Raw genomic sequence first — 19,493 nt, forward strand, 5'->3', positions numbered from 1 at the left:
GCATCCGACGCCGCGTTGACCGCGTGATGCCCGCTCATCGCGTCAGCGCCGCCTTGAACTGCGGCCATGCCCGGTGCAGCTCGTCCTGCCAGTACGGCCAGGCGTGTGTACCGCCCTCATAGAAATGGAACGTCGCGGGCACGCCCAACTCGCGCATCCGCCGCTCCAGGTTCCGCGAACACTGGTCGGTTGCCGTCTCGATGACCGCACCGACAGCGACCTGCTCGGCGAGCTTCTGCCCGTTGCCGTCGATGCCGGGACCGTTGATCGTGTCGTAGCGACCGGGCACCCCCGAACCGTTGGAGACGTAGACAGACTTGCCCCGGAACTGCTCGACGTGCAGGTAGGGATCGTTGTCGCGCCACGCCGGAGCCGTCGGCGGACCCCACATATTCACCGTGTTGCCCCCACCGCGGCCTTCCACGACCAACCGAACCGCCGCCTGGCCTGCCGGATCGCTGGTCTGGGCACAACCGCTGAACGACCCGAGTGCGCGATACAGCGTCGGCGCGTGCAGCGACAGCTGGAACACCGATGTACCGGCCATGGATATCCCGGCGATGGCATTGCGGCCGTTGCCGTTGAACCGCTTGTCGACGACCGAGGGAAGCTCTTCGGTGAGGAAGGTGGCCCATTTCTGCACACCCAGCTTGGGATCGGTGCGCTGCCAATCGGTGAAGTAGCTCGCCGCACCGCCCATCGGCACGACCACGTTCACATCCTCGTGCGCAAAGAAAGTTCGGATATCGGTCTGGTCGAACCAGCTACTGCCACCGTCGCCGCCCGCGGCGCCGTTGAGTAGGTAGAGCGTGGGAGCTGCCGCGCCGCTACGTGCGGGAATGACTTTCACCGGAACCGAACGTCGCATCGCAGGCGAAGCCACCTCGACGTCGATCTCCGTCGGGGCAACGACGTTCTCCGACACGATGCGGGCTCCGCCCGGCTCGGCCGCCGCCTCCGGCCCCGCGACAACGGCGCCACTGAGCGCACACGCCGCGGACGCGATCGCGACGACACATGTGCGCAGGGCGCGTCTGCTGCGCGCCCTGCCACGACACGCCGCCACGTCGACGTTCAGCCTTGCTGACTTCACTCGAATCTCCCCACATTCACCATCTGACACGTACCGCGACCATCGCCGCCGGCCATGCACACGCTCGCGACTCGAATCGACACGACCCGACTTTCACCTCGCCCCGCGCGTGACACCCGCTTCGCAGTCGGAACATCTGTGATCACGAAATAAGCGGCGAAGGACCCCCGATGCGGCAGTGTGCCGTACGCGATAACTGGTTGTCCACCAATTGAAGAAAGACCGGAAAGTTGGTCTTTTGACCCAATACCCACGGTCGCGAAAATGTACGTGTTGGTCTTTTGACCCACTTCAGTTCACTTGACTGACAACGGTTTTCACTGCCCGCGCGAGGCCACCCCGCCAATTGCGGCAATTAGCCTGTTACGGTACCGTCGCTGCAATATTGCATGACGTGTCATTTTCCGTCGTGAGGTGAGGGGAAATCGGGGTCCACACTCATCCACCGCCAGAGTGAATTGAGGTATTACCTGATGGTCAAGTTCGGCCTGATCGATGAGTGGCAGCCCCGCGTAGGAACGGTGACGAGCTGGACACTCTCCCCCGAGGCAATCGCCGCAGGAGCACAGGCACCAGTTCATCCGGTACCCGCGTCACATCAGCAAGAGGAATACCTTAAAGCCGCACTGCGCAACGAGTCCGCCGGATTCCGTTTCTCGCGACTTTGTCTGGAAGCCTTCGACTTCCAGACGCCTCTTGATCGAGGCGCACTCGAGCGTGCGGTCACGACGTTCCTGCGCAGACACGACACCTACCTCTCCTGGTTCTCGGCGGAGAAGGACGGATCGATCGCCCGGCACGTCGTCGATCCCGAGATCGTCGAGCTGTCGGCGACCGACCACGGCACCGTCGGGACGGCAGAAGAGATCCGGGCTCTCATTTCGGACATCACACCGGGTCCATTTCACTGGAACTGTTTCACATTCGGAACAATCGAATGGGATGGCGGCTTTACCCTCTACGCAGCCGTCGACCATCTCAATACCGACGGTATTTCGCAGGCGCTGACATGCGTCGAACTGATCACCCTGTATTCCAATGAAGCATTCGGACTCAAGAACCCGGTTCCCGAGATAGGTAGCTATCTCCGTTACTGCGAGCATGAGCGCAGCGTCTCTCGCGACCTGACCGCGCAGTCACCCGAGGTGCGCCGGTGGATCGAATTGATCCGGAACAATGATGGCGAACTACCACACTTCCCACTGCCGCTGGGCACGGAATCCGAGGGCTATACACGCAGTGGGCATCTGACGGAGAGCGTCTTCGACGAGTCGGCCGCTCAACGATTCGAGAAGATCTGCAAGGAGAACGGCGCCAACATGACCGCGGGGCTCCTCGCGGTGGCCGCCATTGCGTACTGCGAGTTCACCGGTGCCGCAGAGTATCTCGCGATGACACCGAAGAGCACCCGTGCCGTCGGTCCCGAACTGAACTCCGTCGGATGGTTCACCAGCCTCATTCCCGTGCCGATCGCGGTCGCGCCCGGTGCCAACTTCACCGATGTCGCAGCCCTGGCAGGACAGAGCTACAAGGCTGGCAAGGATCTGACCGACGTGTCGCTGCACCGGGTCGCGCAGTTGGTCTCCGACGACGACGCCGTCGACATCCCCGTGGGGTGGACGGTGCCGATGTTCTCCTACATCGACGTCCGCAAGCTTCCCGGAGTCGACCTCTTCGATGCCATCAACGGCTGTCTCTACGGCAATCGCGGCAGTAGCGAAGAGGTCTTCATGTGGGTCAACAGGTTCAACGATCAGACGTCGATGACCTTCCTGTTCCCCGACACCGACGAGGGCCGCGACTCGCTCGCGCTCTACACCGAGAAGGTCAAGAAGATCATGCGAGCAGTGGCCGACCAGGGCGATTACCGGCCCGAACCAGCCGCCGCGAACTGATCGGTCGTAGCCGCGTGGCTGCCAACACCACCCCTGTGGTGTCGTCGAATGCGGCACCCGACACACCGACACGGGCCGCGTGGCTCGCGCTGGCAGGGTGCCTCCTCGGCGTGTTCATGCAGATGCTGGACACGACGATCGTCAACATCGCGCTCCCCGACCTCACCGTCGACCTCGGCGCGTCGACGTCGGAGCAGTTGTTCGTCCTGAGCGTGTACACGCTGGCCTTCGCATGCACGCTCCTGACTGCTGCGACGCTGGGTGGTCGCCTCGGTCGACGTCGCATGTTCATCTTCGCGATGGTCGCGTTCACGGTCACGTCCGTGCTGTGCGGCCTGGCCCGCAGCCCGCTCGAGCTGATCATCTGCCGCGGCGCCCAGGGCATGAGCGCAGCGCTGATGTCGGCACAGACGTTGGCGCTGATCGCTGCGTTGTTCCCCAAGTCGCGCCACGGCGCGGTCTTCGGCATCTACGGCGCGGTCGCGGGACTGGCCGCCATGTTGGGACCGGTCCTCGGCGGACTCCTGGTGACCGGGGATCTGTTCGGTTGGGGATGGCGCGCGATCTTCTTCGTCAATGTTCCGATCGGCATCGTGGCATGCGTGCTCGCGGGCCGTCGACTTCCGCAGATGCGCGACGCCGACCCGCCGCGGCTCGATCTGGTCGGTGTGGCGCTGTCGACCGCCGGCCTGTTCCTGCTGCTCTACCCGCTGGCGGTGGGCCGCGAGCAGAACTGGCCACCGCGTCTGTGGGCCATGATGGGTGCGGCAGTGGTCCTGTTGGGCCTGTTCGTCGTCGTCGAACGTCGTCTGCTCCGCAGCGGAGGCGCTCCCCTGCTCCGACTCGATCTCTTCGCGTCTCGACGATTCTCCGTGGGGCTGCTTCTCTCGCTGCTGTTCTTCAGCGTCTTCGCGGGGTTCTTTTTCACGGTGTCGGTCGCGACCCAGTTCGGCCTCGGCTATTCGGCGTTGCGCACCGGGCTGCTCGCACTTCCATTCGCGATCGGGGCGGCCGCGGGTTCCGTCGGTTCGCCGCTTGTGGTTCGTCGGCTCGGGCCGGCACGCACACTGTGCCTCGGTGTCCTGATCTTGTCGGCGGGACTCGCCTGGCTCGCAGCAGAATTGGAGCCACAGACCGCGTCCTTGTCGGTGGCGGCCGTCATCGCGCCGCTCGTCGTCGGCGGTATCGGCACGGGATTCTTCATCGCTCCACTGCAGACGGCGATCCTCTCCGACACGAACGACCAGAACATCGGCTCCGCGTCGGGCTGTGTACCGACGGTGCAGCAGATCGGCGCCTCGATCGGACTGGCTGTGGTCACGATCTTCTTCTTCGGTCAGGTCTCGGCCCAGTCGGTCGAGGCGGTTCCCGCCGCGCGCGCCGGATTGTCTGCAGCGCTCGAGAACACCGACGTCGACCCGATGTTCCGCGGTGCGGTGGCCGACCGTTTCGCCGACTGCGCGTCGGCTCAACTGAGCTCGGCGCATCCCGAAACTCCCGCACCGGGTTGCTCGACGTCGGGGTCTGCCCAGCAGGGCGTGGCCGCCACTGTCGCAAGGCAGGCGGCGCCGGAACTCAAGACAGCGGGCCGGCACGTCGCGGCACAGAGTTTCATGGGCGCATTCCGCGCGACCCTCTGGGTGCTCGCGATCCTCGGCTGTGTGATCGCTGTACTGTCGCTCGCGCTCGGGCGTCGCAGTGGCGACCAACAGCCGCAGTAGCGCCCAGCAGTCGGGTAGCAACCAAAAGACTGCCGCAACCAACAAGCAGGACGGCTCACGAAACCCGACGCCCGCATCCGATTTCGGATGCGGGCGGTGGTGGTCGTGCCTTACGCCTTCAGTTGGCGCCAGTGCTTTAGGACTGGCCGACCTCGAAGCGGGTGAACGCCTTGACGGTGGCGCCCGCCTCGTCGAGAACGTTCTTGACGGTCTTCTTGGAGTCCTTCACGAACGGCTGGTCGATGAGGACCGAATCCTTGAAGAATCCGGTCAGACGGCCTTCGACGATCTTCGGCAGAGCCTTCTCCGGCTTGCCTTCTGCCTTGGCGGTCTCCTCGGCGATACGACGCTCGTTCTCGACGACGTCAGCGGGGACCTCGTCGCGAGTGGCGTAACGCGCCTTGAGAGCGGCAACCTGCTGTGCGGCATTGCGCGCGGCCTCGGCAGCGGCATCGCCGTCGCCGTCGTAGGACACGAGAACGCCGACGGCGGGAGGCAGGTCGGATGCACGCTTGTGCAGGTACACGGCGACAGGTCCGTCGTAGTAGACGACACGACGCAGTTCGAGCTTCTCGCCGATCTTGGCCGAGAGCGCCTGCACGGCATCGGCGACGGTGCCGTCACCGAGCTTGGCTGCCTTGAGCTCCTCGATGTCGCTGGTCTTTGCGACCAGAGCGGAATCGAGAACCTGGTCGGCGAGCGCCTGGAACTCGGCGTTCTTCGCGACGAAGTCTGTCTCGGAGTTGAGCTCGATCATCGCGCCACCCTTGGCGGCGACGAGGCCTTCGGCGGTGGAGCGCTCTGCGCGCTTGCCCACGTCCTTGGCACCCTTGATACGGAGTTCCTCGACAGCCTTGTCGAAGTCGCCGTCGTTGTTCTCGAGGGCCTTCTTGCAGTCCAACATGCCTGAACCGGTGAGCTCACGGAGACGCTTCACATCGGCTGCGGTGTAGTTCGCCATCGTTGGCGAGCCTCCTTCAAGTGGGTTAAACGGTGCGGGTGCTCGCAGAATCCGGAGGGATCCTGCGAGCACCCGCCGGTGGCTATCGGCTACGCGCGTCAGGCGGTAGCGGGCGGCTCCGTTGCGGCGGGAGCCTCGGCAGCAACCTCTGCTGCCGGTGCGGCAGCCTGGGTCAGCAGTTCCTGCTCCCACTCGGCGAGCGGCTCGCCTGCGGCGGCGTCGGGCTTGGCGTCCGAGGATGCCTGGCCTGCGCGAGCCTGAACACCCTCGGCGACGGCCGAAGCCACGACGCGGGTGAGCAGTGCAGCACTGCGGATCGCGTCGTCGTTACCCGGGATCGGGTAGTCGACGAGGTCGGGATCGCAGTTGGTGTCGAGGATCGCGATGACCGGGATGTTGAGCTTGCGTGCCTCACCGACAGCAATGTGCTCCTTGTTGGTGTCCACCACCCAAATGGCAGAAGGCACCTTGGCCATATCCCGGATACCGCCGAGTGTCCGCTCGAGCTTGTTCTTCTCGCGGGTCAGCATCAGGATTTCTTTCTTGGTGCGACCCTCGAAACCGCCGGTCTGCTCCATGGTCTCGAGTTCCTTGAGACGCTGCAGACGCTTGTGGACGGTCTGGAAGTTGGTGAGCATGCCGCCGAGCCAGCGCTGGTTCACGTAGGGCATGCCGACGCGGGTGGCCTCAGCGGCGATCGACTCCTGAGCCTGCTTCTTGGTGCCGACGAACAGGATGGTGCCGCCGTGGGCGACGGTCTCCTTCACGAACTCGTAGGCCTTGTCGATGTAGGTCAGCGTCTGCTGCAGATCGATGATGTAGATGCCGTTGCGGTCGGTGAAGATGAATCGCTTCATCTTCGGGTTCCAACGGCGGGTCTGATGCCCGAAGTGTGCGCCGCTGTCGAGCAGCTGCTTCATGGTTACGACAGCCATGAGTCTTCTGTCCTTTGTGTGCAGTTGACATCGCCATCGGGTGATGACGATCCTGGCGCCTGCGTCGCGCGGACCCGGGTGTCCGGGACCGCCCGCGCGAGTTTGTCGGCTCTCACACGCGACCGTGGTCGCCGTGGTGCATTGCCTGATGCAGGCGCGCGAAGTCACCTCATCCGCGGATGAGATGCCCCATCAGCTTACGCCGCCGCAGTTCAGAACCCAAAACGCCTCCTGCACGGCCCACCTTTGAAGAATTCTTTCGCGGCAAGGGAGCTTTCCGCGTCGCGCGCGCGTCAGAGTCGGCATGGACACCCACAGAGTCGACACGACCACCGACGACGAGCCGACCAACTCACACTCCGACGACCTAACCGGGCGCCTCCCGATTGTTCGACGACTGCTCGTCGTCCTCACCGACATCGCCCTGACCAGCGCACTTCTGCTGGGCGTTCCATCGCTTGCCGCCGCCCGTCCGCCCACCTACACCGCGCCGCTCGCTCCCAAGCCGACGGTGGTCACCGGATTCGACGAGCCGGATCAGCGGTGGCACGCGGGCCACCGTGGCGTCGACCTCGCCGTCGTCGAGGGCACGCCGGTTCTCGCGGCAGGCGACGGGGTGGTCCGGTTCGCGGGCGAGGTCGGCGGCAAGTCGACGGTGTCGATCCAGCATGCCGACGGCCTGATCACCACCTACGAGCCGGTCCGCCCCACGGTTCGGCGCGGAGATCGTGTGAGTCGCGGGGCATCCATTGGGACAGCGCTTGGCGGACACCCCGGATGTCCGACGACCGCCTGCGTGCATTGGGGCGCACGACGCGGCGCGGGGCGCAGCGCCGACTACGTCGACCCGCTCGGACTACTCGGCGCGGTACGGGTGCGCCTCAAACCGCTCGACGGCTGACGCGCCAAGGCTTTTCGGGATTCTCCCGGATCACGCCCGCGGATGCGCCTGACGGTGGGCCGCACGCAGACGTTCGACGCTGACGTGCGTGTAGAGCTGCGTCGTCGCCAACGACGCGTGGCCGAGGAGTTCCTGCACCACACGGAGATCGGCCCCGCCCTCGAGGAGGTGGGTCGCGGCGGAATGTCGGAGACCGTGGGGCCCCATCGACGGCCCGCCCGCGGCCTCGACGGCCCGGTGCACGACGCTGCGAGCCATGCGCTGATCGAGGCGTCCGCCGCGCGCACCGAGCAACAGTGCTTCTCCTGATCGTGGACCCACCAACGACGGTCGTCCGTCGCGGAGCCAGCGGGCCACGGCTTTCGCCGCGGGCGCCCCGTAGGGCACCGTGCGCTCTTTGTTGCCCTTCCCGATCACGCGCACCACCCGGCGGTGGCCATCGATGTCCGCGATGTTCAGCCCGCACAACTCGCCAACGCGAATCCCCGTGGCGTACAACAACTCCAGAATCGCGATGTCTCGCAGCGCAAGGGGCTCGTCGCTCTCGCCAAGCGACACGGCTTCTTCGCCTCCGTCGGCATCGGTCTCCGATGCGGGGCTCTGCTTCCCCGCAGCGGCAATCGCGGCGGCCGCCTCGTCGGGCGCGAGGATCGGTGGCAGTGTGCGATGTGCTTTGGGTGCCTGCAGTCGGGTCGACGGATCGTCGCCGAGTATCTGTTCTCTGGAGGCCCAGGCGCAGAACGTCTTTGCCGACGACACCTGACGCGCGACGGTGGTTCGGGCCGCGCCGCGCCGAGTGTGTTCGGCCAGCCAGGACCTCAGTAGTGCCAGATCGATGTCGCCGACGGGAACTCCTCTGGCGCCCGCGAACGCGATCAGGCCTCGCACATCCGACAGGTACGCGCGGATGGTGTGCTCACTGCGGCCGCGCTCGTGTCGCAGATGGTCGGCGAAGTCGTCGAGCACGGACATGGTCATCGATCGATGACAACGAACGACGCGCGTATACGCAACCGCACACGCGCGTCGTTGTCAGATTGTCACGGGGTCAGATCGTCACGGGGTCAGATCGTCGCCTTGGCGTTCGGGGCTCTGACCCCTGCGTCAACGGCTGCCACGCAGGCGGGGCAGCCGTCCGGCCACCCGACCGGCCGTCGCTCTTCAACCGTTGACGCCCGCGCCCTCCTCCTCGGCACGCAGATCGGACTTCCACTGCCGGAAACCCTCTTCCGTACGGCCCCGTCGCCAGTAGCCGGAAATCGACGCCCTCGCTGCGCTCACGCCACGCTCCTTGCGCACATAGCCGCGCAGGTTGTGCATGACGGCCTGCGCCTCGCCGTGGATGAAGACGTGCGGTTCGCCGTCGAGCCAGTCGGTCTCGCGCACCGCCGCGACCAGCGGGGCGTTGTCACCCGCGCGGTCGTCGGACACCTCGCCCGCAGGACCGCCGCGATGGACCCAGGTGATCTGCACGCCGGACGGTACGTCGAGCGGAACCTCATCGTCGGGGCCTGCGACCTCGATGAACGCTTTCGCGATCGCACCCTCGGGCAACGACTCGACGGCCGCGGCCAGCGCGGGAAGGCCTGCTTCGTCCGCGGCCAGCAGGTGCCATGCGGCGTCGTTGTCGGGGCGGTAGCCACTACCCGGACCGAGGAAGTGCACGGTGGAACCGGGAGCAACCGTCGCGGCCCAGGGACCGGCGATGCCCTCGTCGCCGTGCACCACGAAGTCGATTGCGATCTCGCGCGCGTCCTCGTCGACAGTGCGAATGGTGTACGTGCGCAACACGGGCTGCTGTTCCGGCGGTAGCGACCGCGACGCCCTCGGGTCGAAGTCGTCCGGGAAGTCGACACCGTCGGGCATGAAGATCAACTTCACGTACATGTCGGTGTCGCGCTCGTCCCGTGGCGGTAGTGCCACGGCGAAATCGCCGAAGCCGTCACCACCCAGATAGAGCCTCACCATGTGGGGTGTGATCTGCTCTCGCCGGAGCACCGTCATCGAATTCACGCGCTTTGCCATGAAACCTCCTAATGCGTTCCAGCTTACGCCACTCGAATTAGGGTTACCTAAATCGCGAGTCTCCATCCCGCACCGTCGCCGGCGATCAGACCTGCAATCTCCAGTCCCGCGAGCGCAGCACGAACGATACCGACGTCGAGGCCCGCGGCGAACGAGATCTCGGTGATCGTTGCACTCCCCTGACCGGGAATCGCGTCGTGGACCCGCTTTTCGTCGTCGGTCAGCGTGTCGGTGGGCCTGTCGCGACCGCGTCCGGGGTCGCCGCCTCCGTCGGGTACCGCCAGTGTGATGACCGACGCCGCGTCGGTCACGAGCACGCCGAGCCCATCGGCGATCAGGCGATGGCAGCCCACCGACGTCGCCGATGTGACCGGCCCCGGAATCGCGCCGACCGGTCGGTCTATCGCGCGCGCCCACGCCGCCGTGTTCGCAGCGCCCGACCTCTTGCCCGCCTCGACGACAACCGTCGCCGACGACAGCGCCGCGACCAACCGATTTCTCGTGAGGAACCGGTGCCGTGCGGCCGTGGTGCCCGGCGCGTACTCGGACACCACGGCTCCGCTGCCCGCGATCTCGGCGAGCAGCCGGGCATGTCCCGCCGGATAGTCACGGTCGATCCCGCAGGCAAGGACCGCCACGGTGATGCCTGCCGATGCGAGCGCGGCACGATGCGCGGCGCCGTCGACGCCATAGGCACCACCCGAGACAACAGCCCACCCCTGCGCACACAGCTCGCTGGAGAGCTTCCCGGTGACGTGCTCGCCGTACGACGACGCCGCTCGCGACCCGACGAGCGCAATCGAAGCGGCCGCGACTTCGTCGAGGCGCGCTGGGCCGCGCACCCAGAGTGCGATGGGTTCGTCGCCGTGCACATTCGGCTCGAGTCGCGTCAACGGAAGCAACGACCAGGCGGGCCATTCGGAGTCGTCGGACGTGATCAAGCGAGCATCAACCGCGTGCGCGGTGTCGAGATCCTTGGCGGGAGTGCAACTCTCGGCTCGAGCGCTTGTCGGACCCAGAACCGCCTCGTGACCGCTCGGTACCCGTCGACGACGAATGGCGTCGGCCGCGGCCTCTGCTCCGATGTCGTCGACGAGATGTCGGATGGAAGAACACGGAGGTTCGGCCACAGCACTCAGATAGGCCCACGCACGCAGCAGCTCATCGTTGTGGTGGGTGTCGGCGTACACGGTCATCGAAATCCCCCTCGGTCTCGGTACAGAAGTGCTTGCGCCACATCGGTTTCGGTCGGTACGTCGCCACCGCGCAAGTCGGCCAAAGTCCACGCGACCCGCAAAGCCCGATCGACGCCCCGCGTTGTTACGCGCCCCTCCCGAACACAGACGTCGACGGGCCGAAGGGCCTTGGGTGACAGCCGAAACTGTTGTCGCAGTGCCGAACCGGGCACTTCGGAGTTGGTTCGCCAGCCGTGTTCACGCCAGCGTTCTATTGCCGCGGAACGAGCGGCGGTCACCCTTGCCCGGATGTCGGCGCTCGACTCCTCCGCTGCCATCATCAGCGCGGCGTTTCCCGGCGGCTCCATCTGCACCCGCAGATCGACACGGTCCATCAGCGGTCCGGACAGCTTGCCCAGATAGCGCCGCCGCACGACCGCGCTGCAGACACAGTCGACGTCGTGCACCGGGGCACAGGCACACGGATTCGCGGCGAGAAGCAGCTGGAAGCGCGCCGGATAGGTGGCAACCCCGTCGCGACGACTGATCCGCACCTCTCCCTCTTCGAGTGGTTGTCGCAGGGAGTCAAGCACTTTGGGCCCCATCTCGGCACACTCATCGAGGAAGAGAATTCCTCGATGTGCCAGCGATACCGCTCCGGGCCGCGCGATGCCGGTACCGCCACCGACCAGGGCTGTGGTCGAGATGCTGTGGTGTGGGGCCACAAACGGTGGCGACGTGATCAGCGGCTGGCCCGGACGCAACCGTCCCGCGATCGAGTGAAGTGCGGTGACCTCCAGTGATTCCTCCTCCTCGAGGGGCGGGAGAATGCCCGGAAGTCGGCGGGCCAGCATCGTCTTCCCGATACCCGGCGGGCCGGTCATCATGACGTGATGTGCACCGGCAGCGGCGATTTCGAGTACGTGGCGCGCCTCGCTCTGACCGATCACATCGGCCATGTCGGCGATCGGATCCGCGGGGAGCGCCTTGATCTCACACACCGTGTCCAGCACACACTCGCCGCGCAGCCACGAGGCCACCTCAGACAGCGAATGCGCGCCGCCGACCTCGATATCGCGCACGAGGGTCGCCTCACCAACCGACTCGATCGGCACGACTGCACGAGCGAAACCCGCGTTGCGCGCCTCGATCACCGCCGGAAGCACGCCGCGCACCGGACGGAGACGTCCGTCGAGCGCCAGCTCGCCCAGAAAGATCGTCCCGCCCAACCTCGACGTGGGAACAGCGTCCGTCGCGGCAAGTATCGAAACTGCAAGGGCCAGATCGTGTCCCGACCCGCTCTTGGGCATCTCCGCGGGCGCCAGGTTGACCGTCACCTTCTTCTCGGGGAACTTGACCCCCGAATTCGAGATGGCGGCCCGCACCCGGTCGCGCGCCTCTCGCAACGACGAATCGACGTTGCCCGACAACGAAAAGCCCGGCAACCCCTGACTCAGAGATGCCTGCACCTCGATCACGCCTGCCTCAAAAGCGTTCAGACCAACCGAATGACAACGCCCCAACGACATCGCACGTCCCTACTCGAATACGCCACTGTGGTGGCGCAACGCAGCGAACTCTGTGCGATCGGGATAGCGTGAATCGAGTTGTACCGAGATCACGTCGAATCGGATGGACGGCCAGTACATCTCCTGCTCGGTGAGCCAGATCCGTGTCAATCGGCGCAGGCGCGACAACTTGTCGGCGGTCACCGCCTGCGCGGGATCGCCGAACACCCGACTGGCCCTCGTCTTGACCTCGACGACGACCAGCGTCGGGTCAAAGTCATCGTTGTCGTTGGCGATCAGATCGATCTCGCCATACCGACAACGCCAATTCCGTTCCAGGACAGACCAACCCAGACCGATGACATATCTGGCTGCCAGATCTTCACCCAGCTGCCCGATGAAGGCCCGCCGATCCGGACGCCGCTCCGACGACTCGCTTCTCATGCCACAACAGTGGCCGACGACGACGACGAGACAGCGAGAGAACCGGGATCAGTGCCTAGGTTGTGGAGCGACCGCCACCTGTGGACAGACGGTCATGACCCTCACGGCTCGTCTGGCAGCCGCAGCTCGGGCTTCTCGAGCTCCTCGATGTTGACGTCCTTGAACGTGATCACCCGCACCTGCTTGACGAATCGAGCTGGTCGGTACATGTCCCAGACCCAGGCGTCGCTCATGCGGAGCTCGAAGTACACCTCGCCATCGGTATTGCGCGGGACCATCTCCACGGCATTGGCAAGGTAGAAGCGCCGCTCGGTCTCCACCACGTAGGTGAACTGGCCGACGATGTCCTTGTACTCCCGATACAGGGACAACTCCATCTCGGTTTCGTACTTCTCGAGATCCTCAGCGCTCATCGTGCAAGCCTATCGCGATGGGGTTCTGGCGGGAGGTCTGGTCGGGGTCGGCGACGTCGGGCCGCGACGTTGCGATACGACATCCGGTGCTGGTGGGAGGGGCCATGCGCGTCGAGGCATGCCATGTGATGCGCGGTGCTGTAGCCCTTGTGGATCGCGAAGTCGTAGCCGGGAACCTCGTCGTCCATCGCGACCATGATCCGGTCGCGTGTGACCTTCGCGAGGATGCTGGCGGCAGCGATGCATGCCGCCGCGCCGTCGCCGCCGATCACCGGGAGCGACGGCGCGGTCAGGCCCGGAACCGCGAATCCGTCGGAGAGGACGTATCCCGGTGTCACGTCGAGTTGTGCCACCGCTCGACGCATACCCTCGATATTGGCGACGTGGATACCGATCCGGTCGATCTCGTCGGCGTCGATGACGACAACCGACCAGCTCGCGGCATACCGCGTGACAGCACGATAGAGGGTTTCGCGCGTGGCCTCGGAGAGGCGTTTGGAATCGTCGAGATCAGCCAGCGACGTCAGCTGAGTCGGCTTGAGCACGCATGCGGCGACCACCAGTGGGCCTGCGCACGCACCCCGACCTGCTTCGTCGACGCCTGCGACCGGACCCAGACCACCGCGGTGCAGCGCGAACTCGAAAGTGCGCAGCCCCGCGGCCCGCCGAACAGGTGACCTCGGCGGCCACGAACCCACGACGCTGCGACTGCTCACTGCTGCGGGTTGATCGAGCCGACACCACCGATCCGCGACACGGGGTAGATGATGAAGCGCACCTTGCCGCGGACGTCGGACACCGGAACGGTGCCTTGCAGCTCGTCGGTGACGTGATAACGCGAATCCGCCGAGTACTCGCGGTTGTCGCCCATGACCCAGAGGTTGCCGTCGGGCACCTTGATGGGGCCGAAGTCGGGACCGTAGCAACTGGTCACCTGGTTGTCGGGCTCACCGGACTGGCCCGACGCCACGTCGCGCGACTGAAGACTCTTGTCGATGTACGGCTCGTTCAACGGCTTGCCGTCGACCTTCACGCCCACCCCATCAGAGTTGCGACATTGGACGGTCTGACCGCCGGTGGCGATCACGCGCTTCACCAGATCGTTCTCGTCGGGCGGCGCGAAACCAAACCACGACAGACCGTTCTGCAGACCGTGAACGACGGGATTACTCGACCGCGGCGACTCCCAGTCGCCGTCCCACGACGATGTCGGGGCACGAAAAACGACCACATCGCCGGGCTTCGGATCGCCGAAGCGATACGCGAGCTTGTCGATGACGATGCGGTCGTTGGTGCACCCCTGACATCCGATGAGCGTCGACTCCATCGACTCCGACGGGATCACATACTGCCGACCGATGAAGGTCTGCAGAATCCACGTCACCAGCAGAACGCACGCGACGATGATGATCGTCTCGCGCAGCCATGAACCACGTTTCCGTTTCGGTTCGTCGTCGTCATCCTTGGTACGCCAGGGGCGCTCCTCGGAGTCCTCGGACCGGCGGTCGACAGGATCTGCCGGGCTCGAATGGGCGTCGTCTGCGTCGGAGTGATTCGCCGCGCTGTGTTCGGATGCCACGTCGTCAGGGTAGACGCGTCAGCGCTTTTCCTTGATCTTGGCTGCCTTGCCGCGCAGATCGCGCAGGTAGTAGAGCTTCGCGCGACGCACGTCGCCGCGAGTCAGGACGTCGATCTTGGCGATGTTGGGGCTGTGCACCGGGAAGGTACGCTCCACGCCGACACCGAACGACACCTTGCGGACGGTGAAGGTCTCGCGGACACCGCCACCCTGGCGACGGATGACGACACCCTTGAAGACCTGGACGCGCTCCTTGGAGCCTTCGATGACCTTGACGTGAACGTCGAGGGTGTCACCGGGGCCGAACGCGGGGATGTCGTCGCGCAGCGACTGCTTGTCGAGGAAGTCGAGGGTGTTCATGATGTCGTTGTTCCTTAATGTGGCTACTGATGAACAGAGGAACCTGGCGACCCCCGCCATTGGCGTCGACGTTCCGACGATACGGCGTGAACGGTTCGAACCGGTTCGTGCTCCGAGTCATGCCCGAGACGTCTGTCGACGGCCTCAGGCAACCCGTCCATTGTGCCAGAGCACCAGGGTGGAAGTGAAATCGCGCGTCCGCGGTACGAGCAGTTACCCCAAACGTCGGCTCACGTTCGCGGCGACGGCGGCGATGCCACCGCAACACCCTCTGCCACCAGCACCGATGCAATTCCCTGCGGCATCGTCATGGCCGACGCCACGATGACGGGTGTCAGCCGCGCGCGTGCCATCTCGGCGACGATCGCGTACTCGGGCGGGCCTCCATCGCCCGCGAGCAACTCGCTGGGTGCGATCGCGAAACCCGGGCGCTGATACGGCTGCGGGTCGCTGGTCGCGACCACCCTGACCTGGCCTCCGTCCGCGTCGGTTCCGACGCCGATCGCCACACGCATCCACTCGGAGAAGGGCGACGGCAGCGACGTCTGCAATATCGCCGCACGCTCGATCAGCCATGTCGGGTCGATGTCGGGGGTACTGGCTTGGGCTCCCACGGCGCGGGCACCCTGCAGCGCGCCACCCGCCGACGCCCCCAGCGCCCCGAGCGCCCCGAAACCTCCCGCCGTCATCATGCCGCTGGTCGCAGCCGGCGGAGTCGATTCGGTTCGCTGTTCCGAATCGGCCACCTGTGCTGCGGAATCGCCCGCATCCCCGGCGCGCCCGGTGTACTCGTCACCCGCGGCGGACAGCGCGTATCGACCCGCGCTCGCCGCCGACACCCGAGCCGAGTCGTCGCCGAGTGCGTCGGCCACCGAGCCCGCCAACCGGTCGCGATCGGCGATGGACGCGAGCAGTGTCACCTCCGCACGCGCGTCGACGGTCGCCAGTGCAAAGGTGTCGAGCGACGTGGCGAATGCAGCGAATCTGTCGGCAACGCCGCGCATGCCGGTGACGTCCGACGTCACCTGCGTGAGGGCGTCGATCAGCCCGTCGTGGAAGCGTCCCGACCCGTCGTGATCGCGTCGTAGGGCGTCGATGACGTCGGCGAGGTCGCGCAGTTCGTCACCGATTCCGCGGAGGCGGCGGCCACAGTCGACGAGCGCGGTCTCGTCGGCGCTCGGCCAGCACCCGGGTGCGAGCGATTCGGCAAGACGTCGAAGCTCCTCCGTCGCGCCGGCGGCGGGGTACGTGGTGTTCACGCGTCCGTTCATGGCGCGCACCTGTCTGATCCGGCGATCTGACCGGATGTGCGGAACTGAGCGTCGAGTTCGCGGTCGACCTCGACCACCTGCGTCGCCCCGGCGACGGCGTTGTCGGCGATGACCGTGAGCGCCTGCGACAGCCCCTCGACTCCACGCGAGCACCCCTGTTCCGCACGCAGCGCCCCCGGACGAAACGCCGCGGCGGGCGCGCCCTGACCCATCGCGTCACCGACGACGAGTCCGACGGCCATCACTTCGTCGCCCATCGCGTCGACACGTCGGGCGATCTCGGACAGTCGGCGCCCCAGATCGGCGTTCGCCGTGCCGTCGACACGCATCGTCGCCGTGTCGTCGTGAGGTGTGCGCGACTGCTCGTTCATCGGGGTACCTCGTCTCGACGCGTCGGCGCCTCGTCGTGGCTTCGCCGGACGTCGGAGTAGGTGGGTCCGAGCTCGGACACGGTGCGCAACAGGCGCTCTCGCTGGTCGTGGAGCTCCAAGTCTGCGCGCGTGGCTAGTTCGACGATGGTCGAGGAGAGCTGATCAGCACGGTAGTGGCGCAATGCGGCAGGGCGAATGTCGATGTCGCGCACGAGTCCCCGCGACCCGACGGTCACGCTCACCAACCGATCGGGAGTCGACGCCTGCGCGGTCAGCCGATCGAGTTCGCCTGCGACTCTTGCCAATTCGACGCGCTGATGGTCGACCTCGTCGAGCATGCGTGTCCATCGATCCCGCACAGCACTTCCCTCCCCACCCCGTCGACCGCTTCGCTGTCACTGCCCGGTTTGCGGAGATCATAACCGGACGCCGACAGGCACACGCCGTCTCAACGCACACCTGTGGAAATCGCGGACCGCCGAGAAGGCCCCGGAGAGCCCGCCATGGAAGCCAGGAGAGTCAGTCGTCGAGCAGGTCGGGTCTGCGCTCGCGAGTTCGTTCCAGCGACTGCTCGTGACGCCAGGCGGCGACTTTGGCGTGGTCGCCACTGAGCAAGACCGGCGGGACGTCGAGTCCGCGCCACTGCACGGGGCGGGTGTAGCTCGGACCTTCGAGCAGCCCGTCGGAGAACGAATCCTCCTCGTGCGAGCGCGGGTTGCCGAGGACACCGTCGATGAGCCGCACGGTCGCCTCGATCATCGCCATCGCGGCCACTTCGCCACCGATCAGCACGAAATCGCCGAGGGAGACCTCTTCGACGCGGACGCGCCGGGCGGCGTCGTCGAAGACTCGCTGGTCGATTCCCTCGTACCTGCCGCACGCGAACACGAGATGCTTTTCGCGGCTGTAGCGTTGCGCGGTTTCTTGTCGGAATGGAATGCCCGCGGGCGTCGGGACCACGAGGAGGGCGTCGTCTGGGCACACCTCATCGAGACACGGCCCCCAGACGTCGGGTTTCATCACCATGCCCGGCCCGCCACCGTACGGCGAATCGTCGACGGCGCGGTGGATGTCGTGGGTCCAGTCACGGAGATCGTGAACCCCGACCTCGATCGCCCCCTTGTCGATCGCCCTGCCCAGCAACGCAATACGCAGGGGATCGAGATACTCGGGAAAAATGGAGACGATATCGATGCGCATGGGACCGGTGCGCAAAGGATCCGCGCGTACCGAATCCGTACGCGGTGATTCGCTCATGACTCGCCGACGTCGAGCAGCCCGTCGGGCGGGTCGATCACGATGCCGTCGAGTCCGACGGTCGGCACGATCTCGCGCACGAACGGCACCAGAACCTCGCGCCCATCGGCTGTCTTCACGGCCAGCAGATCGTTGGCAGGCAGATGCAGCACCGAGCCGACAACGCCAACCCGTTCGCCCTCGATGGTGGTGACCTCGACGCCTTCGAGTTCGTGGTCATAGAACTCGTCCGGGTCGTCGCCCGAGTCGACGTCGGCGCTGTCGATGAGGAAGAGCGTGCCGCGCAATGCGTCGGCCGCGGTGCGGTCGGACACCTCGGCCAACGACAGCAACAGCCGCCCGGCATGCTGCCGGGCGGCTGTCACCGTGTAATTCTTTTCGTCTCCCCCACGACCGGGTCGGCCACGGACGACCGAGCCGACCGCGAAGCGATCCTCCGGAACGTCGGTACGCACGTCGACAACTACTTCACCACGAATACCGTGTGACTTCGCGACACGTCCGACGACGAGATCCATCGTGGAGCGTCTACTCAGCGATCGGTGTCGACGATGTCGACGCGCACACCACGGCCACCGATTCCGGAGACCAGGGTGCGCAACGCGGTTGCCGTGCGACCGTTACGACCGATGACTTTTCCGAGATCCTCAGGGTTGACGTGTACCTCGACGAGGCGGCCTCGCCGACCGGTGATCAGTTCGACGCGCACGTCGTCGGGGTTGGCAACGATTCCGCGGACGAGATGTTCGACCGCGTCGGCGACGACAGCGCTCACGCCTGGTCCTTGGCGTCGCCGGCAGCAGCCTCAGCCGGAGCCTCGTCTGCGGCAGGCGCATCGTCAGCCTTCTTGGCGGCCTTCTTCTTGGGGGTGGTCGCCTCGGCGACGGGCTCGCTGTCGGCGGCGGCGAGTGCCGCGTTGAACAGGTCGAGCTTGGAGGTCTTGGGCTCGGCAACCTTCAGCGTGCCCTCGGCGCCCGGCAGACCCTTGTACTTCTGCCAATCACCGGTGATCTTGAGGATCGCGGCGACGGGCTCGGTCGGCTGTGCGCCGACACCCAGCCAGTACTGCGCGCGCTCGGAATCGACCTCGATGAGGCTCGGCTCTTCCTTCGGGTGGTACTTGCCGATGGTCTCGATCACCCGGCCGTTGCGGCGGGTCCGAGAATCTGCGACGACGATGCGGTACTGCGGGTTGCGGATCTTGCCGAGCCGCGTGAGCTTGATCTTGACAGACATGTGTTGCTTCTCCAGTGGTCACTGCGCAATTCAGCGGCCCGCCGGAAGTGGCGGACCCGGTTTTGCGATCTATTCGGGTGTGACCGTCGGGCGGTGCGTAACCGGTCCGACGAACCGAGGATCCATTGTGCCAGACGGCACCGGGGAGGAGAAATCGCCGCGACTGCGGCGCTGTCAACGCGTATGGAGCATGCGGATGCCCACCCCGCGACAAGGCAACCGCATGCTCCATACGACAGAAACGGACCCACAGGCCACACAACCGCGCTCGGCCCCCCAGAACGAGCGTTGCGCGTGGCCCGACCGAAGTCGGGACCCGCCGACGCGCCTCAATGCAACGTGAGTGCC

Annotated in this window: 22 protein-coding genes; 3 read left to right on the plus strand and 19 right to left on the minus strand. The window is 65.8% G+C overall.

Annotation, left to right across the window (positions count from 1 at the left end; all coding sequences use genetic code 11):
• Positions 1 to 34: 34 nt before the first annotated feature.
• A complete protein-coding gene (locus tag A5766_RS03560) occupies positions 35 to 1,093 on the minus strand; it encodes an alpha/beta hydrolase (protein ID WP_231894535.1) in 1,059 nt (352 codons plus the stop codon).
• Between the two features lie 473 nt (positions 1,094 to 1,566).
• Between A5766_RS03560 and A5766_RS03565 the strand changes: the two genes are divergently transcribed.
• On the plus strand, positions 1,567 to 2,988 hold the full coding sequence (locus tag A5766_RS03565) for a condensation domain-containing protein (protein WP_005204971.1): 1,422 nt from the start codon (positions 1,567 to 1,569) through the stop codon (positions 2,986 to 2,988).
• A gap of 14 nt (positions 2,989 to 3,002) precedes the next feature.
• Entirely contained in the window at positions 3,003 to 4,709 is a 1,707-nt protein-coding gene (locus tag A5766_RS03570) for a DHA2 family efflux MFS transporter permease subunit (protein WP_005204973.1), read from the plus strand.
• A gap of 136 nt (positions 4,710 to 4,845) precedes the next feature.
• Here the strand turns inward: A5766_RS03570 and tsf are convergent, their stop codons facing one another.
• Together tsf and rpsB are read right to left on the minus strand one after the other, a co-directional pair.
• On the minus strand, positions 4,846 to 5,670 hold the full coding sequence (gene tsf / locus A5766_RS03575) for a translation elongation factor Ts (protein WP_005204975.1): 825 nt from the start codon (positions 5,668 to 5,670) through the stop codon (positions 4,846 to 4,848).
• A 98-nt stretch (positions 5,671 to 5,768) separates the two neighbouring features.
• Positions 5,769 to 6,605: a 30S ribosomal protein S2 gene (gene rpsB / locus A5766_RS03580; protein ID WP_005204976.1), complete on the minus strand. Its 837-nt coding sequence runs from the start codon at positions 6,603 to 6,605 to the stop codon at positions 5,769 to 5,771.
• 304 nt (positions 6,606 to 6,909) lie between these two features.
• On the opposite strand from rpsB, the gene A5766_RS03585 reads away from it, so the two are divergent.
• Complete coding sequence (locus A5766_RS03585; RefSeq protein ID WP_005204979.1) at positions 6,910 to 7,506, plus strand: M23 family metallopeptidase; 597 nt, start codon at positions 6,910 to 6,912, stop codon at positions 7,504 to 7,506.
• A gap of 30 nt (positions 7,507 to 7,536) precedes the next feature.
• On the opposite strand, the gene A5766_RS03590 is transcribed toward A5766_RS03585, so the two are convergent.
• From A5766_RS03590 to rpsP, 16 genes are all read right to left on the minus strand, one after another.
• Entirely contained in the window at positions 7,537 to 8,484 is a 948-nt protein-coding gene (locus tag A5766_RS03590) for a tyrosine recombinase XerC (RefSeq protein ID WP_005204982.1), read from the minus strand.
• 183 nt (positions 8,485 to 8,667) lie between these two features.
• On the minus strand, positions 8,668 to 9,531 hold the full coding sequence (locus tag A5766_RS03595; RefSeq protein ID WP_064903454.1) for a siderophore-interacting protein: 864 nt from the start codon (positions 9,529 to 9,531) through the stop codon (positions 8,668 to 8,670).
• 47 nt (positions 9,532 to 9,578) lie between these two features.
• Positions 9,579 to 10,727 (minus strand): DNA-processing protein DprA, encoded by a 1,149-nt coding sequence (gene dprA, locus A5766_RS03600; RefSeq protein WP_005204986.1) that lies wholly within the window; start codon positions 10,725 to 10,727, stop codon positions 9,579 to 9,581.
• A complete protein-coding gene (locus A5766_RS03605; protein ID WP_064903456.1) occupies positions 10,724 to 12,235 on the minus strand; it encodes a YifB family Mg chelatase-like AAA ATPase in 1,512 nt (503 codons plus the stop codon). Before A5766_RS03605 ends, dprA begins: the two co-directional genes overlap by 4 nt.
• A 9-nt stretch (positions 12,236 to 12,244) precedes the next feature.
• A complete protein-coding gene (locus A5766_RS03610) occupies positions 12,245 to 12,658 on the minus strand; it encodes a YraN family protein (RefSeq protein WP_005204989.1) in 414 nt (137 codons plus the stop codon).
• 101 nt (positions 12,659 to 12,759) lie between these two features.
• Positions 12,760 to 13,071, minus strand: coding sequence for a DUF2469 domain-containing protein (locus A5766_RS03615; protein WP_005176689.1), 312 nt, complete (start codon positions 13,069 to 13,071; stop codon positions 12,760 to 12,762).
• A complete protein-coding gene (locus A5766_RS03620) occupies positions 13,068 to 13,769 on the minus strand; it encodes a ribonuclease HII (RefSeq protein WP_064903489.1) in 702 nt (233 codons plus the stop codon). Before A5766_RS03620 ends, A5766_RS03615 begins: the two co-directional genes overlap by 4 nt.
• A gap of 14 nt (positions 13,770 to 13,783) precedes the next feature.
• On the minus strand, positions 13,784 to 14,650 hold the full coding sequence (gene lepB / locus A5766_RS03625; RefSeq protein WP_005204993.1) for a signal peptidase I: 867 nt from the start codon (positions 14,648 to 14,650) through the stop codon (positions 13,784 to 13,786).
• An 18-nt stretch (positions 14,651 to 14,668) separates the two neighbouring features.
• Positions 14,669 to 15,010, minus strand: a complete 342-nt coding sequence (rplS, locus tag A5766_RS03630; protein WP_005204995.1) for a 50S ribosomal protein L19 — start codon at positions 15,008 to 15,010, stop codon at positions 14,669 to 14,671.
• A 230-nt stretch (positions 15,011 to 15,240) separates the two neighbouring features.
• Positions 15,241 to 16,281 (minus strand): hypothetical protein, encoded by a 1,041-nt coding sequence (locus A5766_RS03635; protein WP_005204997.1) that lies wholly within the window; start codon positions 16,279 to 16,281, stop codon positions 15,241 to 15,243.
• Entirely contained in the window at positions 16,278 to 16,652 is a 375-nt protein-coding gene (locus A5766_RS03640; RefSeq protein ID WP_005204999.1) for a hypothetical protein, read from the minus strand. Before A5766_RS03640 ends, A5766_RS03635 begins: the two co-directional genes overlap by 4 nt.
• The gene (locus tag A5766_RS03645) at positions 16,649 to 16,990 is read right to left on the minus strand and encodes a YbaB/EbfC family nucleoid-associated protein (RefSeq protein ID WP_039855183.1); all 342 of its coding nucleotides are present in this window, start codon (positions 16,988 to 16,990) and stop codon (positions 16,649 to 16,651) included. The genes A5766_RS03640 and A5766_RS03645 overlap by 4 nt, the downstream gene beginning before the upstream one ends.
• 181 nt (positions 16,991 to 17,171) lie before the next feature.
• Complete coding sequence (gene trmD, locus A5766_RS03650; RefSeq protein WP_039855216.1) at positions 17,172 to 17,852, minus strand: tRNA (guanosine(37)-N1)-methyltransferase TrmD; 681 nt, start codon at positions 17,850 to 17,852, stop codon at positions 17,172 to 17,174.
• Between the two features lie 53 nt (positions 17,853 to 17,905).
• Positions 17,906 to 18,427, minus strand: a complete 522-nt coding sequence (rimM, locus tag A5766_RS03655) for a ribosome maturation factor RimM (protein ID WP_039855184.1) — start codon at positions 18,425 to 18,427, stop codon at positions 17,906 to 17,908.
• Positions 18,428 to 18,441: 14 nt separating this feature from the next.
• Entirely contained in the window at positions 18,442 to 18,684 is a 243-nt protein-coding gene (locus A5766_RS03660) for an RNA-binding protein (protein WP_005176668.1), read from the minus strand.
• Entirely contained in the window at positions 18,681 to 19,145 is a 465-nt protein-coding gene (gene rpsP, locus A5766_RS03665) for a 30S ribosomal protein S16 (protein ID WP_005205007.1), read from the minus strand. Before rpsP ends, A5766_RS03660 begins: the two co-directional genes overlap by 4 nt.
• Positions 19,146 to 19,493: the final 348 nt, after the last annotated feature.

The sequence above is a fragment of the Gordonia sp. 852002-51296_SCH5728562-b genome (genome assembly GCF_001665475.1).
Taxonomy (GTDB): domain Bacteria; phylum Actinomycetota; class Actinomycetes; order Mycobacteriales; family Mycobacteriaceae; genus Gordonia; species Gordonia sputi.